The organism is Shuttleworthella sp. MSX8B (assembly GCF_000524295.1).
Classification (GTDB): domain Bacteria; phylum Bacillota; class Clostridia; order Lachnospirales; family Lachnospiraceae; genus Shuttleworthia; species Shuttleworthia satelles.
On sequence record NZ_JAQT01000016.1, the window covers coordinates 13,068 to 30,644 of the forward strand.

Below are 17,577 nucleotides of genomic sequence, written 5' to 3' on the forward strand. Positions count from 1 at the left end.
GGGATGCAGCCTCTCTTTTGCCGCTCGCTGCACTTTTCTCAAAAGGTACATGCAATGTCGTTTTAAAAGATGTGCCGATAAAACATCCCTCCCCGCTGCTCCTCTCAGAGGCCAAGGAGCCTGGAATAGGCCGTAAGAACCCCCTGGGTCTGGCCTGATAAAACCTTCCTGGCCAGGGTCTTACCCAGCTGTACCCCCTCCTGGTCGAAGGAGTTTAAGTTCCAGACAAAGCCCTGGAACATGATCTTATTCTCGAAATGAGCCAGAAGAGCACCCAGAGCCTCGGGGGTCAGCTCCTCACCCACAATGATGGAAGAGGGACGTCCTCCCTTGAAGTTCTTATTTCGATTATCATCTTCCTTGCCGCAGGCAAAGGCCACAATCTGGGCTGCCACATTGGCGTCCAGCTTCTGCTGGCTGCTGGAGCCCTCAATCGTGACGTCATTGGCCCTCTGACTCCTCTTAAAGCCGACGAACTGCAGGGGGATAATATCGGTTCCCTGGTGCAGAAGCTGATAGAAGGAATGCTGGCCGTTGGTGCCTGGCTCTCCGAAGATCACGGGGCCGGTCGGATAATCCACCGGCTGGCCATCGCGGTTGACCGATTTGCCATTGGACTCCATGTCCAGCTGCTGCAAATGGGCCGGGAACCGGGACAAGGCCTGTGAATAGGGGAGAACCGCCGTGCTCGGATAGCCGAGGATATTGCGCTCATAGACACCGATCAAAGCGTCCAGCATATCCGGATTCTTCATGGGATCCGTCTCTTTGGCCAGAAGATCCTCCGCGTGCGCCCCCTGAAGGAAGCGATCGAAGATCTCCGGTCCGAAGGCCAGAGAAAGAACCGCTCCGCCGACACCGGAAGTGGAAGAGTAGCGGCCTCCGATGAAGTCATCCATATAAAAGGCCGTCAAAAAATCATCGCTGTGCGCCAGAGGGCTGGTCTCTGAGGTGACCGCGATCATGTGTCTGGCAGGCTCCAGGCCCTCCTTCCTGAGCGCGTCCATGACAAATGCCTGGTTGGTCAAAGTCTCTAAGGTTGTCCCGGACTTGGACACCAGGATAAAGATCGCGTGAGCCACATCGATCCCGGAGAGAACCGCCGTCGCGTCGTCCGGGTCCACATTGGAGATAAAGTGGGCGTCCATCTGAAAGCTCTGATTCGTCTTAGCCCAGCCCTCCAGGGCCAGGTACATGGCGCGGGGTCCCAGGTCAGAGCCCCCGATCCCGATCTGCACGACGCTGGTGAACTTCTCCCCCTTCTCATTGCTGATCTGACCCCGGTGCACCTGGTTGGCGAAGTCCGCGATCCTCTCCTGCTCCCTGCGGTAGAAGTCTCTCTTATTGACTCCGTCGACGACTACGTCATCGCCCAGCTGCCCGCGGGTCAGCTGATGCAGAACCAGACGCTGCTCCCCCGTATTCATCATGGCTCCATTGTAGAGGGCCCGATACTTGTCGGCCAGCTGAGCCTCCTCAGCCAGCTTGACCAAAGCGAGGAGGATCTTCTGATCCACTGCCTTTGCCGCGTAGTTATAGTCAAGCCCCGCTGCCATCGGTACATGACAGGTCTCCACCCTCGTTGCTCCCGCGGCAGAGCCCAGGGTCTCCTTTAAATCTATCGGCTTCGTCTCCGCGAAGAGCCGCAGGCTCTCTAACTGATCAAAATTCTTCCACTCCATGAATTCTCCTCCTGACGCATCTATGGCGGCTAACTCTTCCGATTCCGATCATACACCTTCTCCCGGGCCGGAACAATGACTCGGGACGATGACATCGTAGCGAATCGCCTTTCCCCGGATCCGGTAAGAGGGCCTTTGTCCTCCCAGGTCCGGCCCCTTTAAGGGCCGTTTGATCACAATCTTTTTCGGTCTGGCTGAAAGAGCCGCCTGCAGCAGCTCCTGCTCGTCGGCAGCCGGGCGCTCCAGATAGTGGAGAAGCTGAAACTTCTTCTTGACCAGAGCAGACTTCTTCCGCTCCGGGAACATGGGATCCAGATAGATCAGATCCCAATAGCCCGGCTGAGCTGCGCGCATCCATGGAATCGAGTTTCCCTCGAGCAGACGCATGCCCGACACCAGCTGACGCAGATAGATTTCCTCTCCCTCCCTGGCTCTTGTGATGCTGTCCTCCAGGAGCAGATGAATGATGGGATCTTGCTCGGCAAGTTCGACTGTAAAGCCGGCCGCGGCGAGAATCAGGGCATCCTCCCCCATTCCGGCTGTGGCGTCTAAGGCGCGCAGACCGTTGGGCCGCGGCCTTTCTTTGTCTTTTCCCGGACTCTCCGAAAGAGGCTCCGCGGTCTGCTCTTTCTTTCGGAAACGCGCCGCCTTGATCAGCATTTCACGCTCCCAGCAGCCCGGACGAAGGCGGCCCAAAAAGCGCTCGAAATCCCCCTGGTTGCGCATCCCATCCGCCAGCAGAGCGACTCCCTCTTCTGAGAATTCCACAATCAACTCATCGGGACGGGCAGGGCGCTGAGCTGTCAATGTCACCAGGGGAGCGCCCCAGATCCCGGCATAGAATTCGGCCCGCTTTCGCGCGGCGAAATATGCTTCCTCTTTCTCCCGGCTGTCCTCTTCCTCTGCCCTCCTGCCGCAAAGAAAATCCCGGCGGACGGCAACCGTCAACTTCTTGTGTCCATACAAGCCGGACATCACATGGTCCTCAGTCTGGACAGGATCTGATCCACCCGGAGGATGGCCTCCTCCACCTGCTCTCTCGCCCGGCTGATCTTGCTCTGTACCATCCAGTCGGCAATGAAACCGTCAAAGAAATAGTCGGCAAAGCTCAGAAAATCACCCATGTTGATCCCGATCTCCTGAAACTCATCCACATCGGCCAGTTCCCGGCTGAAGCTGCGCAGCTCCGCCTTCGCGTCCTCAATCAGGCGCTGGGCATCGCCCATCTTGCCGTGCTTGATCATCGTCGTGAAGAAGCCGCCTCCGAACAGGTCGACAAGGCCCCAGTTTCCAGCGCTTCTCAGCTGGTCTCTCGCCAGCTCCAGCTTGTATTTGGCCCTCTGGCCCGCCTCGATCGCCTCCTGGATTTCTCTCTGTCTGTCGTAGGCCATTTCCCTTCCTCTCTGTCCACAGTCAATGACGAAATATCCCTCTTGTACGAGGTCTCTTTGCGGGCATTTGATTGCCATGCATCAAAATCGGCAGCTTATCACTGAGCTTAGTACTGATAGAAACCCTCTCCGGCATTGACCCCGGTCTTTCCGGCGTCGATCTTCTCCTTGAGGATGGCTGCGATTTTGCCCTGGGTACTGGTCGGATCCTTGGCGGCGGGATGCATGATTACAATATTATAGGCCGTCGTCAGGCCCACGATATCGAGGATCTGGAAGGGGCCATAGGGGGCTCCTGTCCCCAGCTTCCAGGTCTTGTCGATGGTCTCGAAATCCCCGACCCCGTTGGCCAGCAGACCTTCCGCCGCGGTCAAAAAGGGAACCAGCATGGAATTCAGGATGTATCCGGGCTGCTCCTTTAGAACCTTGAGGGGGATCATGTTGATCTGTTCGGCGAATTCTACCACCTGATCATAGTAGACCTGCTTGGTGCCGGCGTGCCCCATCACCTCTGCCGTATTGCTCCTGTAGATATTATTGGCGAAATGCAGGGCTAAAAACTTGTCCGGGCGGCCGGTAAATTGTGCGAAGGAGCTGGGCAGAAGGGTGGAGGAATTGGTCGCAATCACCGTTCTCTCCGGCAGATACTTGGCCAGCTCTGTGTAGAAGGCTTCCTTCTCCTCAATATTCTCGGCAATCGCCTCAATCACCAAATCTGCGTCCTTAGCCGCCTCCTCGTAAGAGGTTGTCAGCTCGATGCTCCTGTAAGCCTTCTCAACCCGTTCCTTCAGCTCCTCAATCTCCGCCTCGGACAGATTCTGCTTCTTGGACAAACCGCGGGCATAGGCCGCGGGATTGTGCTTCATCTCCTCGAGAATTCCCAAATAGATCTTGTACAGGCGGTCTAGCTTGGGCTGACAGCGGCCGATGGAGGCCTGGCTGCGCAGCCAGATCTTCACATGAAAGCCGGTGTAGGCCGCCTGAAAGGCGATCTGGCTCCCCAGGACGCCGCCGCCCGCAACAGTAATGTTATGAAAGCTCATAGATTTTCCTCCTTAAATAAAAATATTCAATCCGATCCCTAATGAATCAATTCGATCCACTCCACGAAGCTTGGACACACATTCCGCGAATTTCCCCCGTCATGGATCTTCCCTCACAAGAAGTATAACAAAGAATACCACCCGGGAGCCAGACTCTCAGGTGGTATTTCCAACAAACTCTTGAATTGCAGCCGCTTTAATTGTTAATGTGTCCGTGGTGGGCAGGAAAACTGTGCTCTGTCATGGGCAGGAAGGTGTAACCGTTCTGCAGGGCCCAGGAAATAAAGCCGTCCATGGAATTAACCGTAAAATCCTTAATATCGTGGCAGAGGATGACGGATACGCGGTTGTTCGATGCACCTCTGACGCAGTTGTCATAGACCGCCTGTGAGGTCCGGACCTCTCCTCCGTCACCGGAACTGACATTCCAATCGGCATAGGTGTAGCCCTTCTCCTTCGCCTGCTCCACCAGCTGGGTCATAATCCCCGCTGTGTACTTCTTGGAGATGGCATTAGAAGAACCGCCGGGGAAACGGAAGAGATTCACCGACTTGCCCGTCTTCTCTTCAATCAGCTTCTTCATCTGATCATAGTCCGTCCAGTAGTTATCGGTGCTGGCGTAGACCTGGCTGTAGATATGCGTATAGGAGTGGATCGCAACGGTATGCCCTTCGTTCGCCTCCCTGGTAAGCATATCCTGATAGTGGGGAAACTGATTGGTTGTAAAGAAAGTCACCTTGACATTATACTTCTTCAGGATATCCAAGAGCTGGCCCGTATACTTGCCCGGGCCGTCATCGAAGGTCAGATAGATAATCTTGCCCTCGGTCGGCGTGTCCGTCCCCTCGCTGGCGACATCGCTCGGGGCGTCCTTGCTGACGGTCACCTGTCTCGTACAAGTCGTCGTATTGTTGTGGGCGTCTGTCACCGAATAGGTCAGTGTGTAGCTGCCCTCCTTGTCCGTATCGACCGTCCCCTCGACTTGAACCTTGTCCGTAATATCCCCGTCGACATTATCCACGGCGGAATACTTATCTTCGTACTTGCTCTTTAAGACAACACTTATCTTATCTCCGCCAACCAGGGTAATGACCGGGGGCACCTTATCGTCATAGTTGATCTGTCTGGTCTTGGTCGCCGTATTCCCGGCATTATCCGTCACCGTATAGGTAACCACTCCGGCCTCTTCCTTCCTCTGCACCTTATCGGTGACATCCCCGTCGACAGCATCCACAGCAGAGTATCCCTCTTCCTCATAGGCCTTGCCCGGAAGGGTATAAGAATCCGGCTTGGTTACCAGGGTGATCTCCGGGGCGGACAGGTCTTTGACAGAAATAACCCTGTCCTCGTTCATGTGCCAGAGGAAGCGGTGCGCCGTATAGTGAACGGTATAATCCCCAAGCTTTCCGGTATCAACGGTCCCGGTCACCTCAAGCTTCGCCGGTATTTTTACAAATCTCAGAATACTCCCGGTCAAATAGGCCCGGGCGTCTTTTGCGTCCCATGCGGACTGATAGTCAACCGCACTGGCCCCGTCCTGCGGGTTTTTCGCCTCAATCTTCCAGCGATTGATTCCAAACAAAAAAATAAGCACAAGAAGCAATATTCCCGCCAGCTTCCAGATCAACGGGGTATGTCTCCAGCGCCTGCGAATCTGCTGCAACATCAATTTATCTCCTCAATATCCCTTCCCCGGCAAGCAGCCGGGATAAAATTCAAACATTCCTACAGGGCAAATCGACCGAGCGCCCGATATGCCAAAGAGAAGTTTTACAATATGGCTGTGATCGCCGTTATCAATCCGAAGATAACGCCGGGGGCATTTGCGGCGGCCAGCGGATAATCTTTCTTCTCCTTCAGCAGGGCATAGATAACCCAAATCGTCCCATTGACCGCCGCGGCAAAAGGCTGGATAGGAGTTCCCTTGATTCCATTCAGATTATGGATAATCTGTGGGATATAAGACACATACATAATAATCGACAAGGCTGTTCCGACCCAGCCGAAGATCTCCAGCTTCTTCTCTGACATATGACTACCTCTTTTTTTATTAAAATAACACCCATGCGCTGTATTCGTGAACAGCCTGTGAATCGTACAATATCACCATTCATACATAATGTCAAAGACAGATTCACTGACCGTCAATCCTCCTCTTTCCCTTTCGCTTTCTCCCAACCGTCCCCGAATAATTGACCTCTATTATATTTTACCTTACGCAATTAGCTCAAACGTCGATACCGACTCCGATTTCAACAAAATCGAATCCATTGATAGAATCGAATATGTAGCAATGCGATTAAGTGATTTTACAGAAAAGGAACAAGAAGAGATCCGGTCGGGACTTTCTCTCAGGCCGCTTTGGCGTCTTCCACCATAGTGTATCTCCATTTGGCAACCGCCGTTGCGATGACGATCACATAGCCGATCATCGACCATACATCCGGAAGCTCCGCGAAGAAGAGGAGGCCCCAAAGGGAAGCGAAGAGCACCTGAGAATAATCAAAGACAGAGATTTCCTTGGCCGGCGCCAGCTGATAGGCCTTGGTAATTGCGAACTGAGCCAGGGCCGCACAGGTCCCCGCCCCCAGCAGACAGGCCCATTGTGCTGCCGACATTGGATGAAAATCAAAGACCATGAAAGGCAAACTGAGTAAACTGGTAAATGTGGAGAAGAAGGCCACAATCAGAGGTCCTCTCTCCCCCTGCATCCCCAATTTGCGAACAAAGGTATAGGCAAAGCCCGCCCCCATTCCGCCAAAAAGACCGGCCAAGGCCGGCAGAGAGGCCAGCCCCGCCGTGGGGCGAACCACAAAGCTGGCCCCGATGAAGGCCAGAATGACAAAGAGAACCTCCTTCTTTCTGGGGATCTCGGACAGGATAAAAATGGATGCGATGATAGCCCAGAAGGGCGACAGCTTATTGAGCAGGTTGGCATCCGCTAAAGCCATGTGATCGATGGCCCAGAAGTTGGCAATCATCCCCAGGCCTCCGCAGAGGGAGCGAAAAAGGAGAGCGGGCAGACTGCCCTTTTTGATCTTCAGCTTCTCTTCCGTTCCCATCAGCGTCATGATTGCAATAACCGCGGCAATGGCATTGCGAAAGAAACTCTTTTGCATGGTGGGCAGGTCCCCGGACATACGGACAAAGAGAGCCATCAGAGAGAAGAAAAAGGAATCAATGATAACCAGAAGAATCCCCGCCAAATGGGGATTCTTCTTTATGAATCGAGTGACAAATAAAGGCATATCCCTGTCCTTTCTGAAGATATACGGACAAAATACTACAATTGCATTTTTTCTGTCACATGAAGTATCGCGCTCTTCCGCCGACAATCCGCAGGTATGATCTTATACTGATCATACCTGCGAATTTATGCATGACAACGGTACCCTCCTGGAGTGCGTATTCGCCTGCCGTTCCTATTTGCCGGCAATTTCCCCCGTCTGATCCTGTCTCTCCCTCTCTCGAACCAGACGCACAAGAACAGGGGACAAAAGCAGGAGGGCAATCAGGTTGGGGATTGCCATCAGACCGTTAAAGGTCTCGGCGATATCCCAGAGCATACCAAGATCCATTGTGGCGCCGACAACGGCGACCAGAGAGTAAAGGACCAGAAAAGGCTTGACCAGCCTGTGACCGAAGAGGAACTCCACGCAGCGGGAGCCGTAGAGCCCCCAGCCAATCGTGGTAGAGAAGGCGAAGCAGACCAGAGCAACCATGGTAAAGCCCGAAACCCAGCTTCCGTAAGTCGTCGTGAAACCCAAAATCGTCAGTTCCGCTCCGGCCGCCTGCCCGTAGGCCACGGGGACCCCCGAGCAGAGGATAATCAGGGCCGTCAGAGTACAGATGACAATGGTATCCATAAAGACCTCAAAAATGCCAAAGAGTCCCTGTCCGACCGCGTCATCCGTATCCGCTGTAGAGTGGGCGATGGAGCCCGTCCCAAGGCCGGCCTCATTGGAAAAAATCCCCCTGGACACCCCCTTTTTAAGAGATAAAAAGGCAGACCCGATCAGTCCTCCCGTCACCCCCTGCGGGGTAAATGCCCCGGCAAAGATCATGCGCATGACGGCGGGGACATTTCTCCAATTGAGAAGAACAACTCCCAGGCCCAAAATAATATAGAGCAGGGCCATAAAGGGAACCAGCTTCTCCGTCACAGAACCGATTCTCTTGATTCCGCCCAACAGGACCAGAGCGACCAGACCCGCAATGACAAGTCCAAGCGCCAGATCCAGCTTGGGGTGACTGCCTGAGGCCAGAAGGCCGAAGCTGTCTAAGAAGCTGTCTACGGAGGTGACAATGGTATTGACCTGGGTGGCATTGCCCGTTCCAAAGACCGTCAGCACACCGAAGGCCGCATAGGCAAAGGCCAGCCAGAGCCAGCCCTTTCCAAGCCCGTTCTTAATGTAGTACATGGGACCGCCCACATGCTCTCCTCTGGGATTGCTCTCCCGAAAATGAACGGCCAAAGTCACCTCGGCGAACTTGGTACACATACCCAGGAAGGCGGAACACCACATCCAGAAGACAGCCCCCGGCCCTCCAAGAGCAAGAGCTCCGGCTACCCCGGCGATATTACCGGTTCCGACCGTTCCCGCCAGGGCTGTGCAGACCGCCTGGAAGGGAGACATCGTCCCCTCCCTGGCCTCGGTCCTGTCAAAAAGCTTGCCCAGGGTATTGCGCATGGCCGCAGGAAACTTGCGGACCTGAATCAGGCGTGTCCGAATAGTCAGAAAAATCCCGACACCAATAATGGCGGCCATGGCCGGCACTCCCCAGATGAAATTACTTACAGCTTGATTGACCTGCTGAATGACTCCTAACATAGAATGCCCCTGTTTCCCACATAAAAATCGTCTCTTACTTTAGCAAAAGGAGCTGTCAAAAAACAAGTACCGGACAGCCGAAGACATTCGTCTTCGTTACAGGTTGTCCTCAATTGCAGTGGACTTGGCATAAGCCTTCCAGACGCCTGTGCACTTTCGTGATCTAGGACGCGCCATCACCCTAGATGTAGATTTTCTTCACTTTCGAAAGGTCATACGTATGTTCAAGACGGGCGTATACCTGGTCCCAAAGCCTCTTAATGATCCGCACTGTTATAAACACCGCTGAAGTAGTGCGGATTGATAAGGTAGTTGCGTCTGCTCTCTGGAGCGACAGGCTCAATGCCTTCATAGACGTAAGGGAAACTCCCCGCCACAGTGACGGGGAGCGTTTTGTCAGTCGAGTTTCATATTGGCGAGCTGCCGTAGCTGATCGCGTTTGTTGTAGATGACGTTCATGATGTAGACCCGTTTGGTTTCCTCATCAATCCGGTAGTAGACATAGAAGTTCTTTGCCATGATTTCCCGGATTCCGCGTGAATGCCAGGGTTCGTCATCGACAGGTTTTATCCGGCCGGGCATTTCCGACAGCTTGCTTATCTCTTTACGGATCGCACGAATATAGGAAAGCGCCGTATCCGGAACGAGCAGGACATCGGCAATATCATCGCGCAGTTCCACAAGATCTGTCGTGGCGTCCGGTGTCATGATGATTTCATAAGAATTCATTTATCTGAGGCCCCTTTCGAGTTCATCTAAAACCTCAGTGAACGGGCGGCCTTCGCCACGGAGCGACTGCTCATAGCTGTGTGCAAGTTTTGCGTTCCGTTCGGCATCGAACATGGTATCAAGCGTTTTCGGCTCCTTCGGAATCGTAAGTGAGAAGGGAACGCCATGTCTGTATATGATCTGCCGGTAAAGAGAATTGATTACGACAGATACAGGGATACCGAGTTTCTGGAGAATATCTTCCGCCTCGTTCTTGACATCAAATTCGACACGAGCGCTTACAGTTGCATCTTTCATGGTAACATCACCTTTCAAAATTATTGTACTGCACAGTATTGTAGATTGCAATACAAATTGAAAGAGGAGCCTGATTCTTTCTGCTTTTCCGTCAGGCAGAAGACATTTGTCTCTGCATCATTCTATTGACTCCCGAATTCTCGTCAGCGCAGGAAAAGGCTTAAGATAAAGATCTCAATAATCGAGGCAATCCCCAGAACCAGTGTCCCCGCTGTCTGGGTCTTGTAACCGCGATCCGGGGACATCTCACCGAAGTTCGTGACAACCCAGAAGTAGGAGTCATTCGCATGAGACACTGTCATGGCGCCGGCGCCGATGGCCATAACCACCAGGGTGATCTGCATGGGAGAGGTAAAGCCAAGGACGCCCAAGAGAGGCTGCACAATCCCCGCTGTGGTGGTAAGAGCAACCGTAGAAGAGCCCTGCGCTGTCTTGAAGATCGCCGCCAGGAGGAAGGGGAAGAGAATTCCCATGGCGGAGAATACACCTGCATGAGCGGAGATATACTTGACCATATCGGAGGAGGCGATCACCTTGCCTAGGACGCCGCCTGCCGCAGTCACAAAGAGGATGGGGCCGACCGTCTTTAGGGTCTCATTGACCAGATCATAGAAGTGTTCCACCTTCTTGGTCGTGATCAGCTGGAAGAAGGCGAAGAGAGTGCCGACTGCCAGAGCAATGATTGGTGTCCCAAGGAATTTGACCAGATTCGCGCCGGAACCGGACCACTTGGCCATGGCCGCGATTGAGGACAGGGCCATGAGGACGATCGGCACGATGATCGGCGCTAAGGCATTGAGGCCTCCGGGCAGTTTGCCATACTCAGCCACCAGTTCCTCATAGGTCTTGGTCATCAGATTGCGGTCCGCCTCGTCATCCGCCTTGACTTTCCGGCCGATCATAACCGCATAGATGTAACCGGCGATCAGGGGCAGAATGGAGCAGACGGCGCCCATGCCCATCACCAGGAGCAGATTATCACCGACTCCCAGGGTATTGGCTGCCGCAATCGGGCCCGGTGTGGGCGGGATAAAAACGTGAGCGATATAAAGTCCGGCAGACAGGCCGAAGCTCATAGACACGGACGAAGCCATGGTGCGCTGTACCAGAGCCTTGCGGATGGGATTTAAGATGACGAAACCGGAGTCACAGAAGACCGGAATAGAAACCACCCAGCCCATCAGTTCCATGGCCAGAACCGGATGGTTCTTTCCGACCAGTTTAATGACCATGTCCGCAAGTTTCAAAGCGGCTCCGGTCTTCTCCAGGATCGTTCCGATTAAAGCCCCCAGGATAATGACGATTCCGATCGAGGTAAATGTCCCTGCGAAGCCCTGTCCGATGACCGTCGCCAGACCTGCCGTCGTCTTTCCGTCCGCCCCCTTGACATCAACGAGCGGAATGCCCGCAAGAATTCCCAGTGCCAGTGAGACCAGCATAATGGCGATGAATGGATGTAACTTGAACTTTGAGATCAGAAGAATCATCACCACAATAGCGATAATAAATGCAATAATCAGCGGAAAACCTGTCATAAATAACACCCCCTTTTTGATGTACGACTACTTCCACTTCAATGGAATTATCCTATCACTTTGCAGATTATTCTTATAGATTGCAAAATTACGAAAAATAGGGTGAATATTTGTGCACTTTTACAAATTCTCAGCTGTTGTTTTCTATTCTCTCACAGTAACCATTTTCTCTCGGCAACTTTCGGTAGGTCAACTCCAGAAAAGCTACATTGAGCACCACGAAAAACGTCAGATAAACCGGCATGATCCATATGCCGATTCCATGTTGAAGCAGGCCGAAAACCATGGGCATTGCCGTACTGCCCACATAGGCAGACGCCATCTGAAGACCGATGACCGCCGCGCTGTACTTCCTTCCGAAATTCACGGGTGCCATGTGCTGAATGGCCGGATAGATGGGCCCCATTCCGATTCCAACGATCAAAAAGCCAATCTTCCCCGCTTCCAGAGGGGCAGGGAGAGAATGCAGACAGCCAAAATACCTGTCTGCAGAAAAGCCGTCCAGCGATAGCCTTCATTCCAGCGGGCCAGGCGAAGAGCCAAAGACATGATGCAGGGACTGATGACCGCGCCAACCCCATAGAAACAGTGCAGAAAATTCATAACCGCACCGGAATAATTGCTGGCCACATAGTGGTTGACCGAAGAGTCAATGGCCCCTGCCCCCAGGCCATAGGGAATAGCAAAGACAAAGAGCAGCCAGTAACTGCCGCTGACTGAAAATCCCAGCAGGCCCAGAATCGTCAGCCCGATAGAGACAATCACAATCCACTGGGTCTTCACCGCCCGGATCAGCCTGGGGCTGAGCAGCGCCGAGATAATGGTCATAAAGGAAATGGTCATGGACACAAAGCCCGCATAGGACGAGGGCACGCCGAAGTCCAGTTGCATTCTGGGCCAGCCGGAACCCAGAAGGGAGTCCGGCAGTCCCAGACTGATGAAGATCAGATAAATGACAGCAAGTAAGAAAGAGCCCATGTCATCTCCCGGCACATATAATCACAGTTAATACAGTTAATCTTGAAGATGATCTCCGTTGCATGATAGATGAAGCGGCAAATACTTTTCAAGAATAAAATCAAAAAATAAGCTTGGAATCTCCTGACAAAAGGCGATTACAAGCTTATTACTCAAACTTTCCATAAATCATGCGCCCGAACGCCAAGTTTCACTTATATCCTCCTCGCTTTCTTTAAATGCTATCCCCTATCACTCATCCGTCGACCCACAGACTTGGAGATTTTAAGACCATCCGTCTCTTCTACTGAACGATCTCGCCATTTTCATCCCAGAGGTCATGCCAGTCCCTGGCCCCCGGCCACAGGAAGACCTGACCCTTGACCAAACGATTGTTGGACTCCAATAACTGAATCCTGTCCATCTCCTCTTCTGTCAGAGGATCACCGTCAATGGTGCTGGCAAGATTGCTGACGTATTCCGCCTCATGCACAGAGAAGGGAATGGGAATCGCCCCCCTCTGCACTGCCCATTTCAGGCAGATCAGGGCCGGATGGCACTTGTGAGCCGCCGCGATCTCCTGCATGATCGGCGTCTTCATATCGGCGACATCACCGGGCTCCATATCCCGCTCCGGCCTCTGGGGAGAACCGAGCGGCATGAAGCCGACCGGCTGGATCCCATGCCCCCGCAAATAGCAAAAGAGCTCTTCCTGCTGAAAGCATGGATGCTCCTCAAATTCACACATGGCCGGTTTGATCCGGCAGAGCGGCAGGACCGCCTTGAGCTTGGGAATCGTCATGCTGGACATTCCGATCCCGCGGGTCAGCCCCATATCCACCAGGCGCTCCATCTGCCGCCAGGTCTTCATGAAGCGCTCAACCGAAAAGGGCTTGGAATCGGGATTGCGGCTGTCAACGTCACAGTAAGGCGCATGATAGTTGGGGAAGGGCCAGTGGAGGAAATACATATCCACATAATCCAGCTTCAAGTCCTTTAAGCTCTTCGCCAGGGCGATCAGGATATCGCCGTCTCCATGCATGTCATTCCAGGCCTTGGTCATAATGAAGAGATCCTCTCTCTTACATATGCCGTCGCTGAAAGCCTTCTGAAAGACATCTCCGATCATGGCTTCATTGCCGTAGCAGGCGGCGCAGTCAAACATGCGGTAGCCCGCCTTGATTGCCCCGTACACTGCCTCTGCCACCTGGTCTGCCGTAAAGCGGTCAGACCCAAAGGTTCCCATCCCGATGCACGGCGCCTCTCTGCCGTCATTCAGCATAATTTTAGGAACACTGTCCGGATGAATCGTCTGCATACTAAATCCTCCTGTCTCTTTCATCTGTGATTCTGTTAACTGTATCCTGTTCTTACAGGCCGAACAGCCTGATAAAATCTCCTCAAAAAGATCTCTCCCGGCCCGAAACAGCCTGATAGAAGCCTCTCTCAAAGATCGTCCCGGCCTGAAACAACCTGATGGAAGCCTCTCTCAAAGATCGCCCCGGCCTGAAACAACCTGATGGAAGCCTCTCCTAAGAGCTCGACCTGTCCCGAAAATATCTCTATTCCGGACACATCTCAGGCCTCCTCAATCTCAACCAGCGGATAGATATCTTCCATATCCTCTTTCACAAAGAAGCCGGTCTCCTCGCGAAGGGCCGCGGCAGCGGAAATGGCGCTGGCCCTTCTTAACATTTCCTTCAGGGAGAGCCCCTGGCTGAGGCCGAGGGCAAAGCCGGCGGTCATAGAGTCCCCGCAGCCCACGGTATTGACCGCGTTGATTTTGGGAACTCTGGCCCTGTAAGTGCCCTCATCGCCGACCGCCAGGGCCCCGTCACCGCCAAGGGACACAACGACGATCTCCACCCCCTTTGCGTGCAGGAGCTCTGCCGCACGCAGGATATCTTCCAGGTGATCGCAGCTCTTTCCGGTAAGCATGCGGATCTCATCCAGATTGGGTTTGATCATGGTCGGCCCCGCCTCAATCCCCCTTTCCAGGAGCTCTCCGCTGGTGTCCAAAATCACCTTCTTTTTGGCTTCTTTACAGATCTCAATCAGGTCCTGATAGGCCGAGCCATCCAGCCCCCTGGGTACGCTGCCGGACAAGGTCACCACATCCGCTTTTTGCGCCAGCCCGGCGAATTTATCTCGAAAGGCCCTAAAATCGTCTTCTCCAACGGTAAATCCGGGCTCCAGGTATTCCGTCTGGATATGATTGACACTGTCCCAGATATTGATGCAGGAACGGCTCTCCTCCTCCATATGATAAAAGGCCGGCGTAATCCCCATGGGGCGCAGAGCCTCCTCAATGTAACGGCCCGCATAGCCTCCGACGAAGCCGGTGGCCAGAACCTCAGCGCCCGCAATGGCGGCGGGCTTGGACACATTTAAGCCCTTGCCTCCGGGACAGCTTTTGCATTCTATCACGCGGTTGACCTCGCCCATTTTCGCGTTCTCAACCACGTATCGCCTGTCAATGGCGGCATTTAATGTCACTGTCAGTATCATTCTTACGCCTCGCTGTCGATGAGAATCTTCCCCTTCACCGCTCCCGGCCTCTTGTAGAGCTCAAAGGCCTCATCGATCTGACTCAGGGGAATAACGCGAAAGACAAAAGAGTCGTCCAGCTTTAAATCTCCGCTGGCAAAATAGTGAGCCACCAGTTCCCACTCATGTCCCGGGAAGGGAGCGCTGTAGGACATCCAGGACCCAGTCAGGCGAAATTCCTTGCGGTTGAGATTCTCCCACTCCCGCACAGAGAAACTGAGTTCTCTGGTGGGCGTTCCGATAAAGCACAGCTCGGCCTTGTTTGCTGCCAGCTCAAATGCCATCTTCATTGTGACGGTATTGCCTGCCGTCTCAAACACGTAGTCGAAGCCCCGTCCGCCCGTTATAGCCTTCGCCTCCTCCATGAAGCCCTCCCGCGAGCTGTTGATTCCCGCGGAGGCGCCCAGGCGCATTCCAAGCTCTAATCTCCCATCTACAATATCGAAGACGACGATCTGCCTTGCCCCAAAGATTTTAGCCCACTGCAAAGTCATCATGCCGACCGTCCCTCCCCCCAGGACAGCAACGGTTCTCCCTCCGACATAATTCGTCCTCTCCAGGCCGTGCAGAGCCACCGTGGCCGGCTCGAAAAAGGCCCCCTGGCGGAAGGAAACCGAGTCATCGAATTTCACTGCGTTTGTCTCCGGTACACAAACATACTCCGCAAAGCTCCCGAAGGAATGCGAACCAACGAAATCATAGTTCTTGCAGAGCGAATAGTTCCCCCTCTGGCAGTCCTCGCACTTCATGCAGGGAATCAGAGGGATCCCGGCCACGCGGTCGCCCGGCTTCAAGCTCGTCACATCCTCTCCGACCTCCTCCACAGTTCCCGAGAACTCGTGTCCCAGGACAATGGGGTAAAAATGCGCCGCCCGGCCGTTGACCCTGGGAATATCAGACCCGCAGATCCCGGTATATTTCACCTTGATCAAAACCTGATCTCTCCGGGGAACCGGTTTTTCAATATCCTCATAGCGAATGTCGCACGTGGCGCGCAGCAGGCCGGCCTTCATCGTCTTTGCTGTCAACTGTCTCCTCCCTCTCTCATCATATCCTTGAGCTGGTCATATAACTTCCGATAGTTCCTGTAATTGGCCTCATAGACAAGCCTCTTATCCGGGTCGGGCAGGTGCCTTCTTCGAACCTCAACGGTCTGATCCACCGCCCGGTCAAAATCCTCATACAGTCCGACGCCGACTCCAGCCAACAGAACTGCTCCCAGCGTCGTCGCCGTATCAGACGCCGGTACATCGACGGGCTTGCCGGTGACATCCGATTTGATCTGGGTCCAGAGGAGAGAGTTGGCGCTTCCTCCCATGGCGCGAAGGACATCCACCTTGACTCCCAGGGACTCGGCGACATCGAGATTGTGCTTTAGGGAAAAGGCTACCCCCTCCATAGCCGCGCGAATCAGATGCCCCCTGGTCTTGGAAAAATCCAGTCCATAGAAGACGCCCTTGGCCTTTGGGTCCCAGATCGGAGAGCGCTCCCCCGCCATATAGGGGAGGAAGATCAGCCCCTCGCTTCCGGCCGCCACGGCATCCGCCTCCTCATTCAAAAGATCCAGGGACTTTCTCCCCTGCTTTTCGGCAAGGACTCTCTCATAGGCGCCAAATTCCTTCTCCAGCCAGCGCATCACACCGCCGCCGCCTGTGGTCCCGCCCTGTAAGAGCCAGCGATCCGGCACAACATGACAGCCTAAAATCAGCCTCACGTCTCCCCGCGGCTGGTCCATGCAGATGCTCATCCCTCCGGCCTGACCTCCCTGCTCCTGGGTCTGTCCCGGATGCAGTACACCCGTTCCCAGGGCTCCGCAGGCGGCATCCAGACCACCGGCCACAACCGGGATTCCCTGGCAGAGTCCGCACTCTTTGGCCGCCTGAGCCGTCACCTTTCCCACAATGGCATGGCAGGGATAGATGTCCGGAAAAATATCTGTGGAAATGCCCATATCCCCGGCCATATCACCATCCCATCTTCCCCTTGCCATATCAAAGCAATGCAGGCCATAGCCCTGCGACAGGTCCTGCGAGAGATGACCGGTCAGACGATACGCAATATAGCTGTTGGACTGTAGAATCCAGCGGATTTTCCCGTACAGTTCAGGTGTCTTCTTCTGATACCAGAGGATCTTTGGCGTGGTGTAGGAGGGCTGCAGGGGATTTCCGCACAAATCGAAGATCCTGTCTGCTCCGATTTTGGCATTCACCTCCCGGCAGATCTCAGACGCTCTCGTATCCATCCAGATGGGTGTCCTGCAAAGAACCCCTCCCTCATGATCCAGGGCGACGGCAGACCAGCTCTGGCCGGCAATTCCAATCCCTGCGATCTTTCGCGGATGAATGTGGCTCTTTTCTAAGACCCCGGGAAGTGTCCGGCAGACCGCGTTCCACCAGTCCTGCGGATCCTGTTCCGCCCAGCCGGGGTGTGGATAATAGACCCTGTAATCGCCCGTCCCGGAGGCCATCAAGCGCCCCTTTTGATCAAAGACGGCGACCTTGCAGGCGCTGGTCCCAATATCGATTCCCAACAAGTATGTCCCCATAAATTCCCCTCACAGATGT

Annotated in this window: 15 protein-coding genes and 1 pseudogene; all 16 read right to left on the reverse strand. The window is 54.1% G+C overall.

What is annotated here, in order from left to right:
- Positions 1–104 precede the first annotated feature (104 nt).
- The 16 genes and pseudogenes from HMPREF1508_RS04300 to xylB all read right to left on the reverse strand — a co-directional run bounded on the left by HMPREF1508_RS04300 (position 105) and on the right by xylB (position 17,558).
- Complete coding sequence (locus tag HMPREF1508_RS04300) at positions 105–1,682, reverse strand: glucose-6-phosphate isomerase (RefSeq protein ID WP_084640240.1); 1,578 nt, start codon at positions 1,680–1,682, stop codon at positions 105–107.
- Between the two features lie 48 nt (positions 1,683–1,730).
- On the reverse strand, positions 1,731–2,657 hold the full coding sequence (locus HMPREF1508_RS04305) for a class I SAM-dependent methyltransferase (RefSeq protein ID WP_049906886.1): 927 nt from the start codon (positions 2,655–2,657) through the stop codon (positions 1,731–1,733).
- The gene (locus tag HMPREF1508_RS04310; RefSeq protein WP_044959744.1) at positions 2,657–3,073 is read right to left on the reverse strand and encodes a hypothetical protein; all 417 of its coding nucleotides are present in this window, start codon (positions 3,071–3,073) and stop codon (positions 2,657–2,659) included. Before HMPREF1508_RS04310 ends, HMPREF1508_RS04305 begins: the two co-directional genes overlap by 1 nt.
- Positions 3,074–3,180: 107 nt before the next feature.
- Positions 3,181–4,116 (reverse strand): 3-hydroxyacyl-CoA dehydrogenase, encoded by a 936-nt coding sequence (locus tag HMPREF1508_RS04315; RefSeq protein ID WP_044959748.1) that lies wholly within the window; start codon positions 4,114–4,116, stop codon positions 3,181–3,183.
- A 196-nt stretch (positions 4,117–4,312) separates the two neighbouring features.
- On the reverse strand, positions 4,313–5,782 hold the full coding sequence (locus tag HMPREF1508_RS04320) for a polysaccharide deacetylase family protein (RefSeq protein ID WP_044959750.1): 1,470 nt from the start codon (positions 5,780–5,782) through the stop codon (positions 4,313–4,315).
- Between the two features lie 104 nt (positions 5,783–5,886).
- Positions 5,887–6,147, reverse strand: a complete 261-nt coding sequence (locus HMPREF1508_RS04325; RefSeq protein ID WP_044959753.1) for a SemiSWEET family transporter — start codon at positions 6,145–6,147, stop codon at positions 5,887–5,889.
- Positions 6,148–6,467: 320 nt separating this feature from the next.
- Positions 6,468–7,364: a DMT family transporter gene (locus HMPREF1508_RS04330; protein WP_044959755.1), complete on the reverse strand. Its 897-nt coding sequence runs from the start codon at positions 7,362–7,364 to the stop codon at positions 6,468–6,470.
- A 174-nt stretch (positions 7,365–7,538) separates the two neighbouring features.
- Entirely contained in the window at positions 7,539–8,948 is a 1,410-nt protein-coding gene (locus tag HMPREF1508_RS04335) for an alanine/glycine:cation symporter family protein (RefSeq protein WP_044959757.1), read from the reverse strand.
- A gap of 396 nt (positions 8,949–9,344) precedes the next feature.
- Positions 9,345–9,677: a type II toxin-antitoxin system RelE/ParE family toxin gene (locus HMPREF1508_RS04340; protein ID WP_044959758.1), complete on the reverse strand. Its 333-nt coding sequence runs from the start codon at positions 9,675–9,677 to the stop codon at positions 9,345–9,347.
- A complete protein-coding gene (locus tag HMPREF1508_RS04345; protein WP_044959760.1) occupies positions 9,678–9,974 on the reverse strand; it encodes a type II toxin-antitoxin system RelB/DinJ family antitoxin in 297 nt (98 codons plus the stop codon).
- A 143-nt stretch (positions 9,975–10,117) separates the two neighbouring features.
- A complete protein-coding gene (locus HMPREF1508_RS04350) occupies positions 10,118–11,509 on the reverse strand; it encodes a GntP family permease (protein ID WP_044959764.1) in 1,392 nt (463 codons plus the stop codon).
- Between the two features lie 130 nt (positions 11,510–11,639).
- Positions 11,640–12,487: pseudogene (locus tag HMPREF1508_RS04355) on the reverse strand (MFS transporter).
- 283 nt (positions 12,488–12,770) lie between these two features.
- Entirely contained in the window at positions 12,771–13,784 is a 1,014-nt protein-coding gene (locus HMPREF1508_RS04360; RefSeq protein ID WP_044959765.1) for an aldo/keto reductase family protein, read from the reverse strand.
- A 260-nt stretch (positions 13,785–14,044) separates the two neighbouring features.
- Entirely contained in the window at positions 14,045–14,974 is a 930-nt protein-coding gene (gene pfkB / locus HMPREF1508_RS04365; protein WP_044959766.1) for a 1-phosphofructokinase, read from the reverse strand.
- A gap of 2 nt (positions 14,975–14,976) precedes the next feature.
- Positions 14,977–16,026 carry an alcohol dehydrogenase catalytic domain-containing protein gene (locus tag HMPREF1508_RS04370; RefSeq protein WP_044959922.1) on the reverse strand — a complete coding sequence of 350 codons (1,050 nt, stop codon included), beginning with the start codon at positions 16,024–16,026 and terminating at the stop codon, positions 14,977–14,979.
- A gap of 11 nt (positions 16,027–16,037) precedes the next feature.
- Complete coding sequence (gene xylB / locus HMPREF1508_RS04375; RefSeq protein WP_044959768.1) at positions 16,038–17,558, reverse strand: xylulokinase; 1,521 nt, start codon at positions 17,556–17,558, stop codon at positions 16,038–16,040.
- Between the last annotated feature and the right edge of the window lie 19 nt (positions 17,559–17,577).